At 71.4% G+C, this 16,327-nt stretch carries 17 protein-coding genes and 1 riboswitch; of the genes, 4 read left to right on the plus strand and 13 right to left on the minus strand.

Annotation, left to right across the window (positions count from 1 at the left end):
* Positions 1-163: 163 nt before the first annotated feature.
* From OHB00_RS10380 to OHB00_RS10415, 8 genes are all read right to left on the minus strand, one after another.
* On the minus strand, positions 164-619 hold the full coding sequence (locus OHB00_RS10380; protein ID WP_406433498.1) for a PH domain-containing protein: 456 nt from the start codon (positions 617-619) through the stop codon (positions 164-166).
* Positions 620-633: 14 nt separating this feature from the next.
* A complete protein-coding gene (gene hisG, locus OHB00_RS10385) occupies positions 634-1,482 on the minus strand; it encodes an ATP phosphoribosyltransferase (RefSeq protein ID WP_406433500.1) in 849 nt (282 codons plus the stop codon).
* A gap of 44 nt (positions 1,483-1,526) precedes the next feature.
* The gene (locus OHB00_RS10390) at positions 1,527-1,799 is read right to left on the minus strand and encodes a phosphoribosyl-ATP diphosphatase (protein ID WP_401439697.1); all 273 of its coding nucleotides are present in this window, start codon (positions 1,797-1,799) and stop codon (positions 1,527-1,529) included.
* Positions 1,800-1,833: 34 nt separating this feature from the next.
* Positions 1,834-2,319 carry a 6,7-dimethyl-8-ribityllumazine synthase gene (gene ribH, locus OHB00_RS10395; RefSeq protein WP_406433502.1) on the minus strand — a complete coding sequence of 162 codons (486 nt, stop codon included), beginning with the start codon at positions 2,317-2,319 and terminating at the stop codon, positions 1,834-1,836.
* Between the two features lie 23 nt (positions 2,320-2,342).
* The gene (locus OHB00_RS10400; protein ID WP_406433504.1) at positions 2,343-3,641 is read right to left on the minus strand and encodes a bifunctional 3,4-dihydroxy-2-butanone-4-phosphate synthase/GTP cyclohydrolase II; all 1,299 of its coding nucleotides are present in this window, start codon (positions 3,639-3,641) and stop codon (positions 2,343-2,345) included.
* A complete protein-coding gene (gene pnuC / locus OHB00_RS10405) occupies positions 3,638-4,288 on the minus strand; it encodes a nicotinamide riboside transporter PnuC (protein WP_406433506.1) in 651 nt (216 codons plus the stop codon). Before pnuC ends, OHB00_RS10400 begins: the two co-directional genes overlap by 4 nt.
* Positions 4,285-4,890 (minus strand): riboflavin synthase, encoded by a 606-nt coding sequence (locus OHB00_RS10410; RefSeq protein ID WP_406433508.1) that lies wholly within the window; start codon positions 4,888-4,890, stop codon positions 4,285-4,287. Before OHB00_RS10410 ends, pnuC begins: the two co-directional genes overlap by 4 nt.
* Positions 4,891-5,046: 156 nt before the next feature.
* A riboswitch (FMN riboswitch) is annotated at positions 5,047-5,177 on the minus strand.
* 246 nt (positions 5,178-5,423) lie between these two features.
* A complete protein-coding gene (locus tag OHB00_RS10415; RefSeq protein ID WP_406433510.1) occupies positions 5,424-6,746 on the minus strand; it encodes an ROK family transcriptional regulator in 1,323 nt (440 codons plus the stop codon).
* 122 nt (positions 6,747-6,868) lie between these two features.
* On the opposite strand from OHB00_RS10415, the gene OHB00_RS10420 reads away from it, so the two are divergent.
* Positions 6,869-8,083 (plus strand): MFS transporter, encoded by a 1,215-nt coding sequence (locus OHB00_RS10420; RefSeq protein WP_406433512.1) that lies wholly within the window; start codon positions 6,869-6,871, stop codon positions 8,081-8,083.
* On the opposite strand, the gene OHB00_RS10425 is transcribed toward OHB00_RS10420, so the two are convergent.
* Both OHB00_RS10425 and OHB00_RS10430 read right to left on the minus strand, forming a co-directional pair.
* The gene (locus OHB00_RS10425) at positions 8,043-8,501 is read right to left on the minus strand and encodes an acyl-CoA thioesterase (protein ID WP_406433514.1); all 459 of its coding nucleotides are present in this window, start codon (positions 8,499-8,501) and stop codon (positions 8,043-8,045) included. The two genes, OHB00_RS10420 and OHB00_RS10425, sit on opposite strands and share 41 nt — an antisense overlap.
* Before the next feature lie 98 nt (positions 8,502-8,599).
* A complete protein-coding gene (locus OHB00_RS10430; protein ID WP_406433516.1) occupies positions 8,600-9,868 on the minus strand; it encodes an alginate lyase family protein in 1,269 nt (422 codons plus the stop codon).
* Between the two features lie 132 nt (positions 9,869-10,000).
* Here OHB00_RS10430 and OHB00_RS10435 point away from each other — a divergent pair, with 132 nt between their 5' ends.
* From OHB00_RS10435 to OHB00_RS10445, 3 genes are all read left to right on the plus strand, one after another.
* On the plus strand, positions 10,001-11,380 hold the full coding sequence (locus OHB00_RS10435) for a uracil-xanthine permease family protein (protein ID WP_406433518.1): 1,380 nt from the start codon (positions 10,001-10,003) through the stop codon (positions 11,378-11,380).
* 125 nt (positions 11,381-11,505) lie between these two features.
* Positions 11,506-12,192, plus strand: coding sequence for a DUF5995 family protein (locus tag OHB00_RS10440; protein WP_406433520.1), 687 nt, complete (start codon positions 11,506-11,508; stop codon positions 12,190-12,192).
* 94 nt (positions 12,193-12,286) lie between these two features.
* A complete protein-coding gene (locus OHB00_RS10445; protein WP_406433522.1) occupies positions 12,287-13,216 on the plus strand; it encodes an LLM class F420-dependent oxidoreductase in 930 nt (309 codons plus the stop codon).
* A 13-nt stretch (positions 13,217-13,229) separates the two neighbouring features.
* Here OHB00_RS10445 and OHB00_RS10450 read toward each other — a convergent pair whose 3' ends face one another.
* The 3 genes from OHB00_RS10450 to OHB00_RS10460 form a co-directional block, all read right to left on the minus strand.
* Positions 13,230-14,927 carry a flavin monoamine oxidase family protein gene (locus tag OHB00_RS10450; protein WP_406433524.1) on the minus strand — a complete coding sequence of 566 codons (1,698 nt, stop codon included), beginning with the start codon at positions 14,925-14,927 and terminating at the stop codon, positions 13,230-13,232.
* A 78-nt stretch (positions 14,928-15,005) separates the two neighbouring features.
* A complete protein-coding gene (locus OHB00_RS10455; protein WP_406433526.1) occupies positions 15,006-15,794 on the minus strand; it encodes a carbon-nitrogen hydrolase family protein in 789 nt (262 codons plus the stop codon).
* 145 nt (positions 15,795-15,939) lie between these two features.
* Entirely contained in the window at positions 15,940-16,320 is a 381-nt protein-coding gene (locus OHB00_RS10460; protein ID WP_406433528.1) for a DUF742 domain-containing protein, read from the minus strand.
* Positions 16,321-16,327 lie beyond the last annotated feature (7 nt).

The following is a 16,327-nucleotide window of genomic DNA, read 5'->3' on the forward strand; positions in this document are numbered from 1 at the left end:
ATCGCCGGAGAGGGTCACTCCTCGGGTAGCAGGAACCCCTGTGCGCCGGGCGCGCGACAGGGGTGGAGGCGGGACGTGAAAAGCCTCCGCCAACAGATTAATCAAGACAGGGGCCGGTGCGGCAGGGGCGACGGCCCCCGGACGACCCCGAAGTTGCGTGATTTCAGCCCTGATGCTTCTCGGGGTCGTGGACCGCGTGGGCCTCGGCGAGGGCGCGCAGGGCCTTGGCGTCGGCGATGGCGCGCTGCTTGGCGATGCCCGGCTGGATGCCGAGGGCGGGCAGACTGGTGCCGTCGCTGAGGTCGAGGAAGACCCACGGGTCACCCGGGCGGAGGTTCACCTGGAGGATCTCGGCCCACTCCAGGCGCCGCTTGCCGGCGATGTTGACGACGGTGACCCCGGACTCGTCGGCGACCACCTTCACCCGGGCCAGCTGGGCCAGCACCCAGAAGATCAGCGCGCCGGTGACGACGAAGCTGAGCTTCTCCCCCGGGCCGAGCTGCTCCAGGAGCAGCGCGACCCCGGAGATGGTGACGAAGATCGCGACACCCGCGGTGAGCAGGATGGCGCGGGTGTGGCCCGGCCGGAAGGTGACGGGCAGCGAAGGAAGCTCGGACATCTCGCGCGGATCCCTCAGAGGCGGCAGGCGTGGATGGCCGTGGTCAGGATCGCGCGGGCGCCGATGTCGTACAGGTCGTCCATGATCCGCTGGGCGTCCTTGGTGGGGACCATGGCGCGGACGGCGACCCAGCCCTCGTTGTGCAGCGGGGAGACCGTCGGCGACTCCAGGCCGGGGGTGAGGGCGACGGCCTTCTCCAGCTGCTCGACCCGGCAGTCGTAGTCCATCATCACGTAGGTCCGGGCGACCAGGACACCCTGGAGGCGGCGCAGGAACTGCTGGACCTTGGGCTCCTCGGCGTCGGCGCCGGTACGGCGGACGACGATCGCCTCGGACTTCATGATCGGCTCGCCGAAGACCTCCAGGCCCGCGTTGCGCAGGCTGGTGCCGGTCTCCACGACGTCGGCGATGATCTCCGCGACACCCAGTTCGATGGCGGTCTCGACGGCGCCGTCGAGGTGGACGACGGAGGCGTCGACGCCGTTGTCGGCGAGGTGCCCGGCGACGATCCCCTCGTAGGAGGTGGCGACCGTCTTGCCCTTGAGGTCCGCCAGGCCGTTCGCCTCGCCGGGCTTGGCGGCGAAGCGGAAGGTGGAGCGGGCGAAGCCGAGCGGGAGGATCTCCTCGGCGTCGGCGCCCGAGTCGACGAGCAGGTCACGGCCGGTGATGCCGATGTCGAGGCGGCCGGAGGAGACGTAGATCGCGATGTCGCGGGGGCGGAGGTAGAAGAACTCGACGTCGTTGACCGGGTCGACGGTGCGGAGTTCCTTGGACTCCCGCCGCTGCCGGTAGCCGGCCTCATGCAGCATGTCCGCCGCAGGGCCTGAGAGGGAACCCTTGTTGGGGACGGCGATGCGCAGCATGAGGTCGGCTTCCTTTGCTCGGAGGGGGTTGTGCGGCGGGTGACTTACAGGTGGGCGTAGACGTCGTCCAGCGAGATGCCGCGGGCGACCATCATCACCTGGACGTGGTAGAGCAGCTGCGAGATCTCCTCGGCGGCCGCTTCCTTGCCCTCGTACTCGGCTGCCATCCAGACCTCGGCGGCCTCCTCGACGACCTTCTTGCCGATGGCATGGACGCCCTTGCCGACCAGCTCGGCGGTGCGGGAGGTGGCGGGGTCGCCGTGGGCGGCCTTGTGCTGGAGCTCGGAGAAGAGCTCCTCGAAAGTCTTCTTGGACATGGTGAGCGCCAGACTACGCCAAAGGCCGCCTCGCTCAGTGCCAGGGTTCGGATACTGAGCGGAGGGTGGCCGCCGTCGCCACCGCCGCCGTCACCGCCTCGTGGCCCTTGTCCTCGTTGGAGCCCTCAAGGCCCGCCCGGTCCAGGGCCTGCTCCTCGTCGTCGCAGGTGAGCACGCCGAAGCCGACCGGGACGCCGGTCTCCACCGAGACCTGGGTGAGGCCCTGGGTGACGCCCTGGCACACGTACTCGAAGTGCGGGGTTCCGCCGCGGATGACGACGCCGAGGGCCACGATCGCGTCGTAGCCGCGCCCGGCCAGGACCTTGGCGGTGACCGGGAGCTCCCAGCTGCCGGGGACCCGGAGCAGGGTCGGCTCGTCGATCCCCAGATCGCGCAGGGCGCGCAGGGCGCCGTCCACCAGGCCGTCCATCACCTTCTCGTGCCACTGGGACGCGATGACGGCGACCCGCAGGTCGCTGACGTTGCGTACGGACAGTTCAGGTGCACCCTTGCCGCTCACGTTCTCTTGTCTCCTCGGTGTGCTTACTGGTTGCTGCAGGTGGACAGGGGGGCCGCGTCCAGCCAGGGCAGGTCGTGGCCCATCCGGTCGCGCTTGGTGCGCAGGTAGCGGAGGTTGTGCTCGCCCGCCTGCACGGGCATCGGCTCGCGTCCGCTGATCTTGAGGCCGTGGCTCAGCAGCGCGTTGCTCTTGTCGGGGTTGTTGGTCATCAGGCGGACGCTGCGCACCCCGAGGTCGGCCAGGATCTGGGCGCCGGCGCCGTAGTCACGGGCGTCGGCGGGCAGCCCGAGTTCGAGGTTGGCGTCGAGGGTGTCGCGGCCACGCTCCTGGAGTTCGTACGCGCGCAGCTTGGACAGCAGTCCGATGCCCCGCCCCTCGTGGCCGCGCAGGTAGACGACGACGCCCCGGCCCTCGTCCTGGATGCGGTCCAGGGCCTCGTCGAGCTGGGGGCCGCAGTCGCAGCGGGCGGATCCGAAGACGTCCCCGGTGAGGCACTCGGAGTGGACCCGGACCAGAACGTCCTCGCCGTCGCCGATCTCGCCGTGGACCAGGGCGACGTGCTCGACGCCGTCGGTGGTGGAGCGGTAGCCGTAGGCGGTGAAGGTGCCGTGCTTGGTCGGCAGGTTGACCTCGGCCTCGCGGCGGACGGTCGGCTCGGCGGCCCGGCGGTAGGTGATGAGGTCCGCGATGGAGATGATGGTCAGGCCGTGCTTGCGGGCGAACGGGATCAGCTCCGGGAGGCGGAGCATCCGGCCGTCCTCACCGGCGATCTCCACGATGGCACCGGCCGGGCGCAGGCCCGCGAGGCGTGCCAGGTCGACGGCGGCCTCGGTGTGGCCGTTGCGGACCAGGACGCCGCCGGGCCGGGCGCGCAGCGGGAAGACGTGGCCGGGGCGGACGAGGTCCGTCGGCTCCGCCTGGCCGCTCGCCAGCAGCCGGAGCGTGGTGGCGCGGTCGGCGGCCGAGATGCCGGTGGTGACGCCGTGCGCGGCGGAGGCGTCCACGGAGATCGTGAACGCGGTCTTCATGGACTCGGTGTTGTCACCGACCATCTGCGGCAGATCGAGCCGGTCCAGTTCCTCGCCCTCCATGGGGGCGCAGATCAGGCCGCGGCACTCGCTCATCATGAACGCGACGATCTCGGGGGTGATCTTCTCGGCGGCGATGACGAGGTCGCCCTCGTTCTCGCGGTCCTCGTCGTCGACGACCACGATCGGGCGGCCGGCCGCGATGTCGGCGATGGCCTGCTCGACCGGGTCGAGCGTGAGGTCCTCGATGCCGTCGATGGCGTCGGTGCTGTAGAGAATCGGTGCCGCGGTCATGCGGGTGCTCCTTCCAGAGCGGGCCGCGAGCCCTGGCGGGAGCGCAGCCACCAGTCGCGCATGCCCCACAGGACGAGCGCGCCGTAGATGACGTAGACGAAGCCGGAGAAGGCGTAGCCGTTGGCGAAGTTGAGGGGGACGCCGACCACGTCGACCAGGAGCCAGGCGATCCAGAACTCGACCATGCCGCGGGCCTGCGCGTACATGGCGACGACAGTGCCGACGAAGATGTAGGCGTCCGGCCAGGGGTCCCAGGACAGCGACGGGTAGGCCTTGAAGAGCAGGGCGACGGCGACCGTGCCGACCGCCGCGGCGGCGACCATCGCGCCGCGCTCCCGCCAGGTGGCGAACCGCGGGACGATGTGACCGTCGCCGCCGTCCTCGGTCCGGCCCTTGTCGCGGTTCCACTGCCACCAGCCGTACAGGGCGACCACCATGACGACGACCTGCTTGCCGGCGCTGCCGGCGAGGTGGCCGTAGAAGGCGACGAACAGGACCAGGCCGGAGAGGAACTGCACGGGCCAGGTGAGCAGCGAGCGGCGCCAGCCGAGGGCGAGGGTGATCAGGCCGAGGACGTTGCCGATCATGTCGGACCAGATGATGTGCTGGCCGAACAGGGTGAAGGCCTGGGAGTTCAGCCAGTTCACCGGTCCGCTCCCTGCGTGTTCGCGAGCAGGCGCTCCACGTACTTGGCGACGACGTCGACCTCCAGGTTGACCGGGTCGCCGGGCTGCTTGTGGCCGAGGGTGGTGAGGTCGAGGGTGGTGGGGATGAGGCTGACGGTGAAGTAGTCGGGGCCGGCCTCGACGACGGTGAGGCTGATGCCGTCGACGGTGATGGAGCCCTTCTCGACGACATAGCGGGCGAGGTCGGCCGGGAGGGAGACCTTGACGATCTCCCAGTTCTCGGAGGGCGTGCGGGCCAGCACCTGTCCGGTGCCGTCGACGTGGCCCTGCACGATGTGGCCGCCGAGGCGGGAGCCGACCGCGGTGGGGCGTTCGAGGTTGACCCGGGAGCCGACGCCCAGGGCGCCGAGGGAGGAACGCTTGAGGGTCTCCGCCATGACGTCGGCGGTGAACTCGTCACCCTCGTGCTCCACGACGGTCAGACAGACGCCGTTCACGGCGATGGAGTCGCCGTGCTGCGCGCCCTCGGTCACTACGGGGCCACGGAGCCGGAAACGGGACGCGTCGCCGAGGTTCTCGACGGCGGTGACCTCACCCAGCTCTTCGACGATTCCGGTGAACACTTCCCGGGTCCTCCTGCCTCAACGGGGCACGGACTCCGGGGCCTGTCGACGAACGACAGAATGGACGGACGATCACACCGAGGGCGACGCCGAGAAGGCCCCGTCCGCGAGGGACGAGACCAGATACGGCGGCGCGCACACGTACATGCTCGCCCGCCGCGCACTGCCTCCCATCCGGACTTTAACCGTCGGTCCAGGAATTTCACCTGGTCAACCGGCCGCTGGAAGCGGACGGGTCGCGGACTGTAACCGCCGGTTCGGAGTTTCACCGACCCCGGAGTGCGCTGCTTCTGGTACACGGCCAGTGTGCCACGCCCGACAGCGGTCCATACAGGGGACCCGTGTGGGGTGCCTCACAGCTCGTGCCGCTGGACTTCCCAGGCGGACGGCCATGTGCCCAACCGGCGCCCGGACCGGGACTCTTGACTCCGATTCACCTCTATTGACCCTACTGGTCTAGTCCTTTTAGGGTTCAGGCGGACCCGGTGACGGTGACGACGGCCCTTGCCCGTCGCCGGGTCGCCCACGCGGACTCAACGCTCCCGCGGCGCGAACAGCTCGTCCTGGGCACGCTGCCGTGCCGTCAGCAGGGCGCCGCGCAGAACGGCCGCGCCGCCCAGGGCACTTGCCCGCACCTCGGTGGTCAGCGGCGACATCCGGCGGATCCGCTCCGCCACGCGTGCGGCGAGCGCGGCCGCACCGGCCGGCCCGATCTCGCCGCCGAGGACCACGCAGCCCGGGTCGAGGATGGCGACGACGGCGGCGACGCCGAGGGCGATGCGGTCGGCGAGGGCATCGAGAAAGCGGTCCGCGGCGAGTGCCGGGTCAGGTCCCCGGTGGTCTGCGGGTCCGTCGAGGCCGGCCGCGCCCGCGCGGCGGACCCGCGTGTCGGTACGGCCCGCGCCCCTCCGGGGCGCTGCCGGGCCGCCGTCGCCTTCGGCCGCGAGCCGTACCGCCTCTCCCACCAGCCATGCGGCGGTCGGACCGGATGCGGGTGCTCCGTCCACGGGCATCCCGCACTCCCCCGCCAGCTCCACGATCGCCGCCGCCCCCACCAGGGAGTGGTAGCCGCCGGAGCAGTCGGTGGCCGTCGGTAGCGCGGGGGTGCCCGGCACCGGCAGGAAACCGATCTCGCCGGTGCCGCCGGAGGCGCCGCGACGGAGCGTGCCGTCGAGGACGACGGCGGCGCCGCAACTGTCGTCCAGCCAGAGCAGGACGAAGGTGTCACGGTCGCGGGCGGCACCCTCCCGCTGTTCGGCGAGGGCGGCGAGGTTGGTCTCGTTCTCGATGCTGACGCGGGCCTGCGGGAATCGCTCCTGGAGGGCGGCGACCAGGCGGCGGTGCCAGGCGGGCAGGCCGGCCGAGTCGCGGAGTTCGCCGGTGGCGGGGTCGACGAGCCCGGGCGCGCCGATGCCCACGGTGTGCAGGTGCCCCGTGTCCTCCGAAGCGCCCGCCTCCTTGGCGGCGCGCTCCACCAGGCCCACCGCCTGCTCCACCGCCGCCGCCTCCCCCTCCTCCGGCCCGACCGGTACCGACCCTTCGGCCAGCACCCGCCCCACCAGGTCGGACACCAGCACGGAGACGCTCTCGGTGCGCACGTCGAGCGCGGCCAGGTAGGCGCGGTCGGCGACGATGCCGTAGAGCCGGGCGTTGGGTCCCCGGCGCTGCTCGCCGGACTCGCCGACGACCGCGATCAGGCCGGACACGGCGAGCCGTTCGACGAGGTCGGCGACCGTCGGCCGGGACAGTCCGGTCAGTTGCTTCAACTGGCCTGCCGTCAGCGGCCCCTGCTCCTGGAGCAGGCTCAGGGCGAGCCGGTCGTTGATGGCCCGGGCGGTGCTCGGTGAGGCGGGCATGACGGGCATCCTCCCAGATCCGCACGGCGCAGGACGGCCACTTGACGACCTATCTATCAGGCAGGGTCCCTGATAGTTTACGGCGGACAGCGGGGCGGCACCTCCCGGGGAGGGACAGGAACATGAAAGACGTGGGTCACGAGCAGCGTGAGGTGAGGCGGGCGCGGTACGCCGTCGCGGCCGTGTTCACCGTGCACGGCGCCGTCACCGGCTCGTTCGCGACCCGGGTGCCGTGGATCCAGGACCATGCCTCGCTCAGCGCCGGCCAGCTGGGTTTCGCGCTCGCTTTCACGGCGTTCGGCGCCTCGTGCGCGATGCCGCTGGCCGGCCGGATCAGCCACCGCTTCGGCAGCCGTGCGGCGCTGCGCGGGCTGATCGCGATGTGGACGCTGTCGCTGGTCCTGCCGTCTCTGGCGACCAACCTGTATCTGCTGTGCCTGGCGATGTTCGTGTACGGCGCGAGCGCGGGCATGGCGGACGTCGTGATGAACGCGCTCGGCGTGGAGATCGAGCGGCTGCTCGACAGGTCGATCATGTCGGGGCTGCACGGCATGTGGAGCGCGGGCACCCTGATCGGCTCGGCCGCGGGCACTCTCGCCGCGCATCTGGGCACCGACGCGCGTGTGCACTTCGCCCTGGCGGCGGCGGTCCTCACCGTGCTCGGCGTGCTGACGGCCGGCTTCGTCCTGGACGTCCAGGCCGGGGAGGACGAGGAGCCGCCGCCGCGGTTCACGCTGCCGCCCCGGTCGGCACTGCTGATCGGCACGGTGGGCTTCTGCGCGGTGTTCGCGGAGGGGGCGAGTCTGGACTGGTCGGCGGTGTTCCTGCGGGACCGGATGGACAGCTCGGCCGGGCTCGCGGCCGCCACCACCACCGGTTTCATGCTGGCCATGGCGGTGGCCCGGATCAGCGGGGATGCGGTGGTGAACCGTTTCGGTGCGGTCCGTACCGTGCGCGCCGGGGGTGTGCTGGCCGCGTTCGGCGGGCTGCTGGTGGTCCTCGCCGGGCAGCCCGCGGTGGCGATGACCGGGTTCGCGCTGATGGGCCTCGGCATCGCGGTCGTCGTACCGCTGTGCTTCGCGGCGGCCGGGCATGCCGGGCCGAACCCGAGTCAGGCGATCGCGGGCGTGGCGACGATCACCTACACCTCGGGCCTGATCGCCCCCAGCCTGATCGGCGGCATCGCCCAGGCGACCAGTCTGGTGGTGTCGTTCTGCCTGGTCACGGCGCTGGCCCTGGGGTTGGTGGCGTTCGCGGGCGTGCTGCGCGCCGGGGCGCGGGGCGCGCGTCGGGAGGTCAGCCCCGAGGCCGCAGCAGTTCCCGGCCCACGGCCCTGAACGGCTCGCTCCACGGCGCGGGGCGCAGGGTGGCCGCGTCCAGCCGGACGAGCACCCGGGTGCCCCGCGCGTAGGTGGTCGCGCCGTCGGGCGAGCAGAAGCGGAAGCCGTAGGTCAGGCCGGTGGTGCCCAGCCGTTCGAGCCAGAGGTGGACCGCGTAGGTGCCCGACCTGGTGACCGGCGTCTCGTAGCTGATCAGCAGCTCCTTGACCACGTTGCAGGCGTCCCCGGCGGTGGCCCAGTCGCCGTCGAAGCGGATGCCGTGCCCCTGCCAGAGCTCGGTCCAGGCCCGCTCGACCAGCAGCGGGTAGCGGGCGTTGTGCAGCATCCCGAGCGCGTCGAGGTCGTCGAAGTGAACGCTGACCGGCAGCAGCCGGCCGTGGGCGAGGGCGGGGGCGGGCACGGCTTCGGCGGTCACGGGAGGGGCTCCTGAGCATCGGGTACGACGCCATCCTAAGCGAGCGCTCAGGAGCCCTGTCCGGCAGGTCCGGCCGGCGGCCGAACCCGTGCCCCGCCTCAGCCGGCGATGGAGTCCAGCTGCTCGGCGGCGGGCCGCAGCGCCCAGAGGTCGCCCCCGGGCGGCGCCTCCAGCCGCCGTACCGCCTGCTGGGCCGCCCGGTCGCCGGCGTCGGCCGCCGCGTGCACGACGTCACTGGCCGCGTAGCGGTGGAACTCCAGCTCCGGGTGGGGCCAGGCGGCCGACCCGGTCGCGGCCGGCAGCAGGTAGTCCACGGCCTTGAACAGGCTCTGGCCGTCCGGTCCACGGTAGGCCCAGAGGTTCACGCCGACATGCCGGCCGATGGCCGCGAGCCGGGTGTAGGCGACCAGATCGAAGGTCGAGTAGTGCCAGCTCCTGGTGCGGGCCAGCTCCTGCGGCTGGCTGCCGTCCCCGGCGATCTGCGGGTCGATCCGCCTGGCCCGCGCGTCCAGCACGGTCCTCCTGGCCAGCGCCTTGTCACCGGTCGCGTAGGCGAGGGCGGCGAGCTGCATGTCGTAGAAGGTGCCGTGGTTGTTGGCGGCGGCCCCTTCCTCCTTGCCGAAGGCGCTGTCCTTCAGCCAGTCGAGGAAGTCCGTGTTCCAGCTCCGCATGGCCGCCCGGTCGGCGGCGCTCCAGCCGGGCGCCCCCGCGCCGAGGATCGCCAGCGCGTCGGCCACGCTCGTGTACGACTGGGAGAAGTCGATGATCCCGATGGCCCGGCCGTCGTACTTGCACGGGATGAACTGGGCGTGGTCGAGGTTCGGGTTCATCCGGGTCGCCGGGTCGAGGAACCAGGTGCGCAGGATCCGCCCGGCCTTCTCGGCGTACGCCCGCTTGCCGGTGTAGTACCAGGCCAGGGACAGGTCGTACGTCGAGTCGAAGACCTTCTCGACGTCCTGGCGGTCGGTGCCGCTGTCGACCTCGGGATTGCGCAGGCCGTCGCGCTGGACGTAGGGGCAGCCCCAGGGGTTGCCTGCGGTGGGGGTGGTGGTGGGCCACCAGTAGGGGGCCTGGCTGAGGTAGTCGTGGACGTCGCCGCCCGGGGCGGGCCTGGGCTTGTCGACGACCGTCCAGGGGCCCTGGTCCAGCCAGGCGTCGGCGCGGGTCGTCAGGTCGCGCAGCGCGCGCCTCAGTCGCGGGTCCCCGCGGTCCAGTTCGGCCTTGGCCCGCTGGAGGCGGCTGCCGTCGAGGACGGCGGTGTCCGGAGCCTTGGGGACCCCGGCCGTCGCGTGCGCGGAGGGGACGAGGACGGCTCCGAACGCCATCAGAGCCGTCAGCAGAGCGGCCGCGCGGGATCTTCCACTCATCGAGCACTCCCATTCCATATCGATCAGATACGTGAACGTAGTTCATGAGTAGGACCGTGCGAGCGTAGGACCCCCAGGTAGCCGTGACAATGGTGCGGACCAACTTCACGTACAAGGAAAGCGAAGCCCACCATGGATCTCGGTGTGCGCTGGAAACTGCACGGCGACGGGCGCACGCCCGCGCCCGGAGCGGTGGTTCGCCCCGACGAACGGCTCTCCTGGCCGCGCACGATCGGGCTCGGCGCCCAGCATGTGGTCGCCATGTTCGGCGCGTCCTTCGTCGCCCCGGTCCTGATGGGTCTGAACCCCAATCTCGCGATCATGATGTCCGGCGTCGCGACCGTGATCTTCCTGCTGGCGACGCGCGGCCGGGTCCCCAGCTACCTGGGCTGCTCGCTGTCCTTCGTCGGGGTGACCGCCGTCATCCGCGCGCAGGGCGGCACCAGCGCCACCGTGACCGGCGCGATCCTCGTGGTCGGCGCCGTGCTGTTCCTGACCGGGCTGGCCGTCCAGCGCTTCGGCGCCCGGGTCGTCCACGCCGTGATGCCGCCGATCGTCACCGGCGCGGTGGTGATGCTGATCGGCTTCAACCTCGCGCCGGTCACCGCCTCCACCTACTGGCCGCAGGACCAGTGGACGGCCCTGCTGGTGATGGCGTTCACCGGTCTGGCCGTCGTCTGTCTGCGTGGATTCTGGTCCCGCATCGCGATCTTCCTGGGCCTGGTCTTCGGGTACGTCCTGTCCTGGGCCCTCGACCGGATCTTCGGCAGGATCCATTCCATGAGCCCGAGCGGCAAGGTCACCGACCACTGGCGCCTGGACCTCTCCGGCGTCGGCAAGGCCCACTGGATCGGGCTGCCGTCCTTCCACGGCCCGTCCTTCCAGTGGTCGGCGGTCCTGGTCGCCCTGCCGGTCGTCATCGCCCTGGTCGCCGAGAACACCGGGCACGTCAAAGCGGTCGGCGAGATGACCGGCGACCCGCTCGACGACAAGCTGGGCACGGCGATCTCGGCCGACGGCGTCGCCTCGATGCTCTCCACCGCGGTGGGCGGCCCGCCCAACACCACCTACTCCGAGAACATCGGCGTGATGGCGGCGACCCGCGTCTACTCCACCGCCGCCTACTGGGCCGCCGCCGGCTTCGCGCTGCTCTTCGGCGTCTGCCCCAAGTTCGGCGCGATCGTGGCCGCGATCCCGGGCGGGGTCCTCGGCGGCATCACGGTGATCCTCTACGGCATGATCGGCCTGCTCGGCGCCCAGATCTGGCTGCACGCCGAGGTCGATCTGCGCAACCCGCTGAACCTGGTCCCGGCGGCGGCCGGCATCATCATCGGCGTCGGGAACGTCAGCATGAAGTTCACCGACACCTTCTCCCTCAGCGGCATCGCCCTCGGCACCCTGGTGGTCATCATCGGCTACCACGCCCTGCGTGCGATGGCCCCGGCCCACCTCAAGGGCCGGGAACCGCTCCTCGACGAGGGCACCAGCTCCTACGACGACACCCGGCCGTAGGCAGTCGGCACCACCTCTCGCACGGCCCCGCTCGCCCTCCGCGCCGGCGGGGCCCGTTCCCCCGTTCCGGGGAAGTGCCGGGCCCGTCGCCGCGCGGGCCGGTCCGGGGCTGGGACCCTTCCCCCATGGCGCAGTCGCAACACCTCACCGCCCCGGTCGGCACCGTCGTCTCCCGGATGCGCGCCCTGGACGCGGACCTGCCCGAGCGGGACGGGATCGCGGTCTTCAACCGGGTGTACCTCGCCGTCACGGAGGAGGTCGAACGGCGCCTGGACGCGGGCCGGTTCACGGACCCCGGGGCCGCGGCCACCCTCGACGTACGGTTCGCGGAGCGTTACCTGGCCGCCGTGGCCGCGGAGGCGGCGGGCCGCCGACCCCCGGCCTGCTGGCGGCCGTTGTTCCAGTTCCGGCGCCATCCCGGGGTCCGCCCACTGCAGTTCGCGCTGGCCGGCATCAACGCGCACATCGGCCACGACCTGGCGCTGGCCGTGGTCGACGCCTGCCGTACGCTCGGCTGTGAACCGGCCGATCTGGAGGACGAGTTCGACCGCGTGGGCGACCTGCTCGTCGCACTGGAGGAGCGCATCCGCGAGGATCTGATGCCGGGCCCCGACCTGCTCCAGATCGCCGACCCGCTGACCCATCTGCTCGGTTCCTGGAGCCTGGAGCGGGCCCGGGACGCGACCTGGGCGGCGGCTCGGGCGCTGTGGGCGCTGCGCGGGTTCGAGGAACTGGTCGAGGAGTTCACCGAGCGGCTGGACGCGGCCGTGGGCCTGGCAGGCCGGATGCTGCTCACGCCGCTGGGCGACTGAGGTGGCCTGATCCGATCGGCCGCGAGCCGCGACCGGAATCCCCGACGTCCGCCGTACGTTCACGGCAGGCACTCGACTGCAAAGGAGCACCGGTATGACCGTTCGGCTCGGCCTTTCGCTTCCCCAGATGCGGCAGTACTCCCTCGGCACCGACGTCCCCGACGTGGCACGCGCCGCCGAACAGGTCGGCTACGAGAGCCTGTGGGTCTTCGAGCGGGCGCTGTTCCCGGAGCCCGCCACCCAGGGGCTGTACGGCATGGAGGGCGTTCCCTGGCCCGACAACTACCGGGGCGTGGCCGACCCGCTGGTCACGCTCACTCTCGCCGCCGCGGCCACCGAGCGGGCCCGGCTGGGCAGCAGTGTGCTGGTGGCGCCCCTGCACAACCCCTTCCAACTGGCCAAGTCCCTGGCCTCGCTGGACGCGGCGAGCGGCGGCCGCGTGGTGGCGGGCCTGGGCACCGGCTGGTCCCTCGACGAGTACGCGGCGGCCGGTGTCCGGCCGTTCGAGGACCGCGGCAAGGTGCTCGACGAGGTCATCGACGTGTGCCGGGCGGTATGGGGCCCCGACCCCGTGCGCTACGACGGGCGGATCACGAAGATCGCCTCGGCCGTGGTCGGCCCCAAACCCGCCCGGCCGATCCCGATCATGCTGGGCGCGCACGGCAGGAAGGCCCTGCGCCGGCTGGTCGACCACGCGGACGGCTGGCTGCCCGTCGGCATGGGCGTGGAGCAGCTCGCCGCGCAGTGGCAGGAGTTGCAGGACCTGGCGGCCGAACGCGGCCGGAAGGAACGGATCCAGACGGTCGTGCGGGTCAACGCCGTGTACACGCCCAAGGCCTACGACGGCTCCGACCGCAGCCCCTTCCAGGGCAGCGCCGACCAGATCGTCGAGGACCTCGTGGCCCACGCGGCGGTCGGCCTGGAGGAGATCCTCATCGACCTCCAGAGCACCCCGCGCGACGCCCGGGAACTCAAGGACGTCGCCACCGAGGTGTACGAGAAGGCGCGAGCGGCCGGGGTCTAGCCGGCCTCGCCCGTCAGTCCTCGGGGAGCTCGACCGGTGCGATCTCGTCGTAGACGTCACCGGGGCCGGGGTTGGCCGCGTCGGTCTCTCCGCCGAAGTGGTGCATGACGCCCCAGACCGCGTTCAGCGCGGTCTGGACGGCGCCCTCGGCCCAGCCCGCCGTCCAGGAGATGTCGTCGCCGGCGAGGAAGATGCCCCGCTTGTCGGCCGGCAGCCGGTCCTGCATGAAGTGCGTGAACAGGCGCCGCTGGTAGCGGTAGTGACCGGGCAGGTTGGCCTTGAACGCGCCCATGAAGTACGGCTCGTTCTCCCAGGACACGGTCACCGGGTTGCCGATGATGTGCTTCCTGATGTCGACCTTGGGGTAGATCTCGCCGAGCGACTTCAGCATGACCTCCATCCGCTCCTGCGCGGACAGCGGCAGCCACTTCAGGCTGTCGTCGCACCAGGTGTAGGAGAGGCAGATGACGGCGGGCCGGTCGGGACCGTCGTCGAGGAGGTAGGTGCCGCGCGTCATCCGGTCGGTGAGCGTCATCGACATGACGTCCCGGCCGGTCTGCTCGTCCTTGTCCAGCCAGAACGGCCGGTCCACGGGGACGAACAGCTTCGAGGACTCCATGTAGTGGGTGCGCTCGATCGCGGTCCAGTGGTCGATCGGGAAGAGCGAGTCGTCACAGGCGATCTTCGAGAGCAGCATCCAGGACTGGGCGGTGAAGATCGCCGCCTGGTAGGTGCGGATGTCGCCATTGGCGTCCGTCACCGTGATCCGGTTTCCGGTGGTGCGGTGCAGCCGGGTCACGGCGGGGCGGGGCGCGCCGTACTCGTGCAGGGACTTCAGGGACGTCCCGTACCCCCAGTGCACGATCTTCTCCGGCTCGCGCTCCCAGAGCCGGAGCGGCAGCTGCTGGGAGCCGCCGACGATGCCGCGGTGGTGGTCGTCGGCCTCGGTGTAGACGACCCGCAGGATCTCCAGGATGGAGTTGGGGAAGTCGGTGTCCCAGCCGCCCGTGCCGAAGCCGACCTGGCCGAAGATCTCGCGGTGCCGGAAGGATCTGAAGGCCTCGGAGTCGCAGAGGAAGCCGTAGAAGGTCTGGTTGTCGAGCTTCTCGACGAGCTTCGCCCAGATCTTGCGGATGCGCGGCACGTCCCGCTCGCGCATCGCACGGTTCATGTCGGAGAAGTCGGCGCCCTCTTCCAGGCACTTGTTCCAGGCTTCGGCGACATCCCGGTAGACCTGCGGGAGATCGTCGATCGTCTCGGCGTAGTGCGACTCGCCCTTGAGGTCGACGACGGTCGAAGGCGTCGCCTCCGCGAGGGGGTTGGGAAACGCGCGGGTCTCCAGGCCCACCAGGTCGATGTAGTGCTGGAGGGCGGTGGAGGACGGCGGGAAACGCATCGCGCCCATCTCGGCGCTCAGCGAGGGGTCGCAGCCCTCGAAGCCGACGGTCCGCAGCCGCCCGCCGATCTTGTCGGCCTCGTAGACGACCGGCTTCAGGCCCATCTTCATCAGCTCGTAGGCGGCCACGATGCCGGACAGGCCGCCGCCGATGACCGCGACCTCGGTACCGTGCCCGGTCGCCGGGATCTGGCCGAGGCCCGCCGGGTGGGCGAGGAAGTCGTCGTAGGCGTACGGGAAGTCCGGGCCGAACATGGTGATCGGCGGCTGCTGCTCGTCTGCGTGCTCGACGGCGTTGGGCACCGTGGACGTCATGGGGTACGGACTCCTTGCGAAAGGCTGAAAGAAGAGCGAGGGGAGGAAGAGCCGGGGGGAGAAGAGCAGGGAGGGAGGTCAGGCCAGGGACCCGTAGAGGCCGGGGCGGCGGTCCTTCAGATACGGGTTCGCCGCGCGGGAGGCGGCGAGGAGGACCGGGTCGACGTCGGCGACGACGAGTTCCTCACCGTGACCGGCCCGGGCGCGGGCGACCCCGTCGGGTCCGGCCAGCGTGGAGAGCCCGAAGAACTCGAACTCCCCTTCGTGGCCGACCCGGTTGGCGTAGGCGACGTACATCTGGTTCTCCCAGGCCCGTACCGGGACCAGGGATTCGGCGACCAGCTGGAACGGGTGCATGTTCGCCGTCGGGACGAGGAGCACGTCGGTGCCGGCCAGGGCGTGGGCGCGGACGAGCTCCGGGAACTCCACGTCGTAGCAGATCATGATCCCGACGGTGAGGCCGTTCAGCTCCGCCTGGACGACCGGCTGGTCGCCCGGGGTGAAGTGGTCCGCCTCGAAGCCGCCGAACAGGTGGGACTTGCGGTAGTTCGCGAGCCGGGTGCCGTCGGCGGAGACCAGCTGGGCGGAGTTGTGGACGCGGTCGCCGTCGCGCTCGGGGTAGCCGTAGGTGATCGCCAGGCCGTGCCGGTGGGCCAGCTCGGCGATCATGTCCGCGCTGTCGCCGTCGGCGGGCTCGGCGAGGCGGGCGATGTCGTCGCCGATCGCGTAGCCGGTCAGGAACATCTCGGGGGCGACGAGCAGCCCGGCGCCCGCGGCGGCGGCCCGGCCGGCGGCCTCGTCGAGCACCTTGAGGTTCTCGACGATCGAGCCGGGGCGGCCGGAGCTCTGGAGCAGGGCGGTGCGCATGCGGGTCCTCACCGGGTACGGACGGGGTTCTGGGGGCCATCTAGACCGTACGGTCGGCGGGCCGGGCCGGACAAGAAGGAGCCGTTGCGTGCCGGTGAGCGGTTCGTTGCGTGCGGCGGGCGTGCGGCGGCGATTCGTTGCGCGGTCAGAGCTCCCGCAGCCGCTCCACGATCTCCTTCAGCAGTTCGGGGTCGGCGGCGGGGCCGGCCGGCTCCACCCGGCGCGGCGGGTCGATCCGTACCAGGCCGGCCTCGGCGAGATCGCCGAGCAGCACGCGTACGACGGTGAGCGGCAGGTCGGCGTCGGCGGCGAGCTCCACGACCGGCCGGGCGGCACGCCGCACCAGGGCGAGCAGGGCGGCGCGGGCATGGTCGACGTCCGGCTGGGCCGGATCCGCGTCCACCGCCGTGACCTGCGACATCAGGTCGATGGTGTGCCGGCCGGAGGGTTCGGTACGGCCGCGGGTCACGGTGTACGGACGGACCAGGGAACCGGTCTCGTCCTCGTACCAGTGCTCGTCGCTCACCGGTGTC

It is taken from the genome of Streptomyces sp. NBC_00631, from assembly GCF_045206895.1.
Lineage (GTDB): Bacteria > Actinomycetota > Actinomycetes > Streptomycetales > Streptomycetaceae > Streptomyces.

Coding starts and splice junctions, on each gene's coding strand:
- OHB00_RS10380 (WP_406433498.1), bottom strand. CDS start 619: ATGTCCGAGCTTCCTTCGCTGCCCGTCACCTTCCGGCCGGGCCACACC.
- hisG (WP_406433500.1), bottom strand. CDS start 1,482: ATGCTGCGCATCGCCGTCCCCAACAAGGGTTCCCTCTCAGGCCCTGCG.
- OHB00_RS10390 (WP_401439697.1), bottom strand. CDS start 1,799: ATGTCCAAGAAGACTTTCGAGGAGCTCTTCTCCGAGCTCCAGCACAAG.
- OHB00_RS10400 (WP_406433504.1), bottom strand. CDS start 3,641: ATGACCGCGGCACCGATTCTCTACAGCACCGACGCCATCGACGGCATC.
- OHB00_RS10415 (WP_406433510.1), bottom strand. CDS start 6,746: ATGCCCGCCTCACCGAGCACCGCCCGGGCCATCAACGACCGGCTCGCC.
- OHB00_RS10420 (WP_406433512.1), top strand. CDS start 6,869: ATGAAAGACGTGGGTCACGAGCAGCGTGAGGTGAGGCGGGCGCGGTAC.
- OHB00_RS10430 (WP_406433516.1), bottom strand. CDS start 9,868: ATGAGTGGAAGATCCCGCGCGGCCGCTCTGCTGACGGCTCTGATGGCG.
- OHB00_RS10435 (WP_406433518.1), top strand. CDS start 10,001: ATGGATCTCGGTGTGCGCTGGAAACTGCACGGCGACGGGCGCACGCCC.
- OHB00_RS10440 (WP_406433520.1), top strand. CDS start 11,506: ATGGCGCAGTCGCAACACCTCACCGCCCCGGTCGGCACCGTCGTCTCC.
- OHB00_RS10445 (WP_406433522.1), top strand. CDS start 12,287: ATGACCGTTCGGCTCGGCCTTTCGCTTCCCCAGATGCGGCAGTACTCC.
- OHB00_RS10450 (WP_406433524.1), bottom strand. CDS start 14,927: ATGACGTCCACGGTGCCCAACGCCGTCGAGCACGCAGACGAGCAGCAG.
- OHB00_RS10455 (WP_406433526.1), bottom strand. CDS start 15,794: ATGCGCACCGCCCTGCTCCAGAGCTCCGGCCGCCCCGGCTCGATCGTC.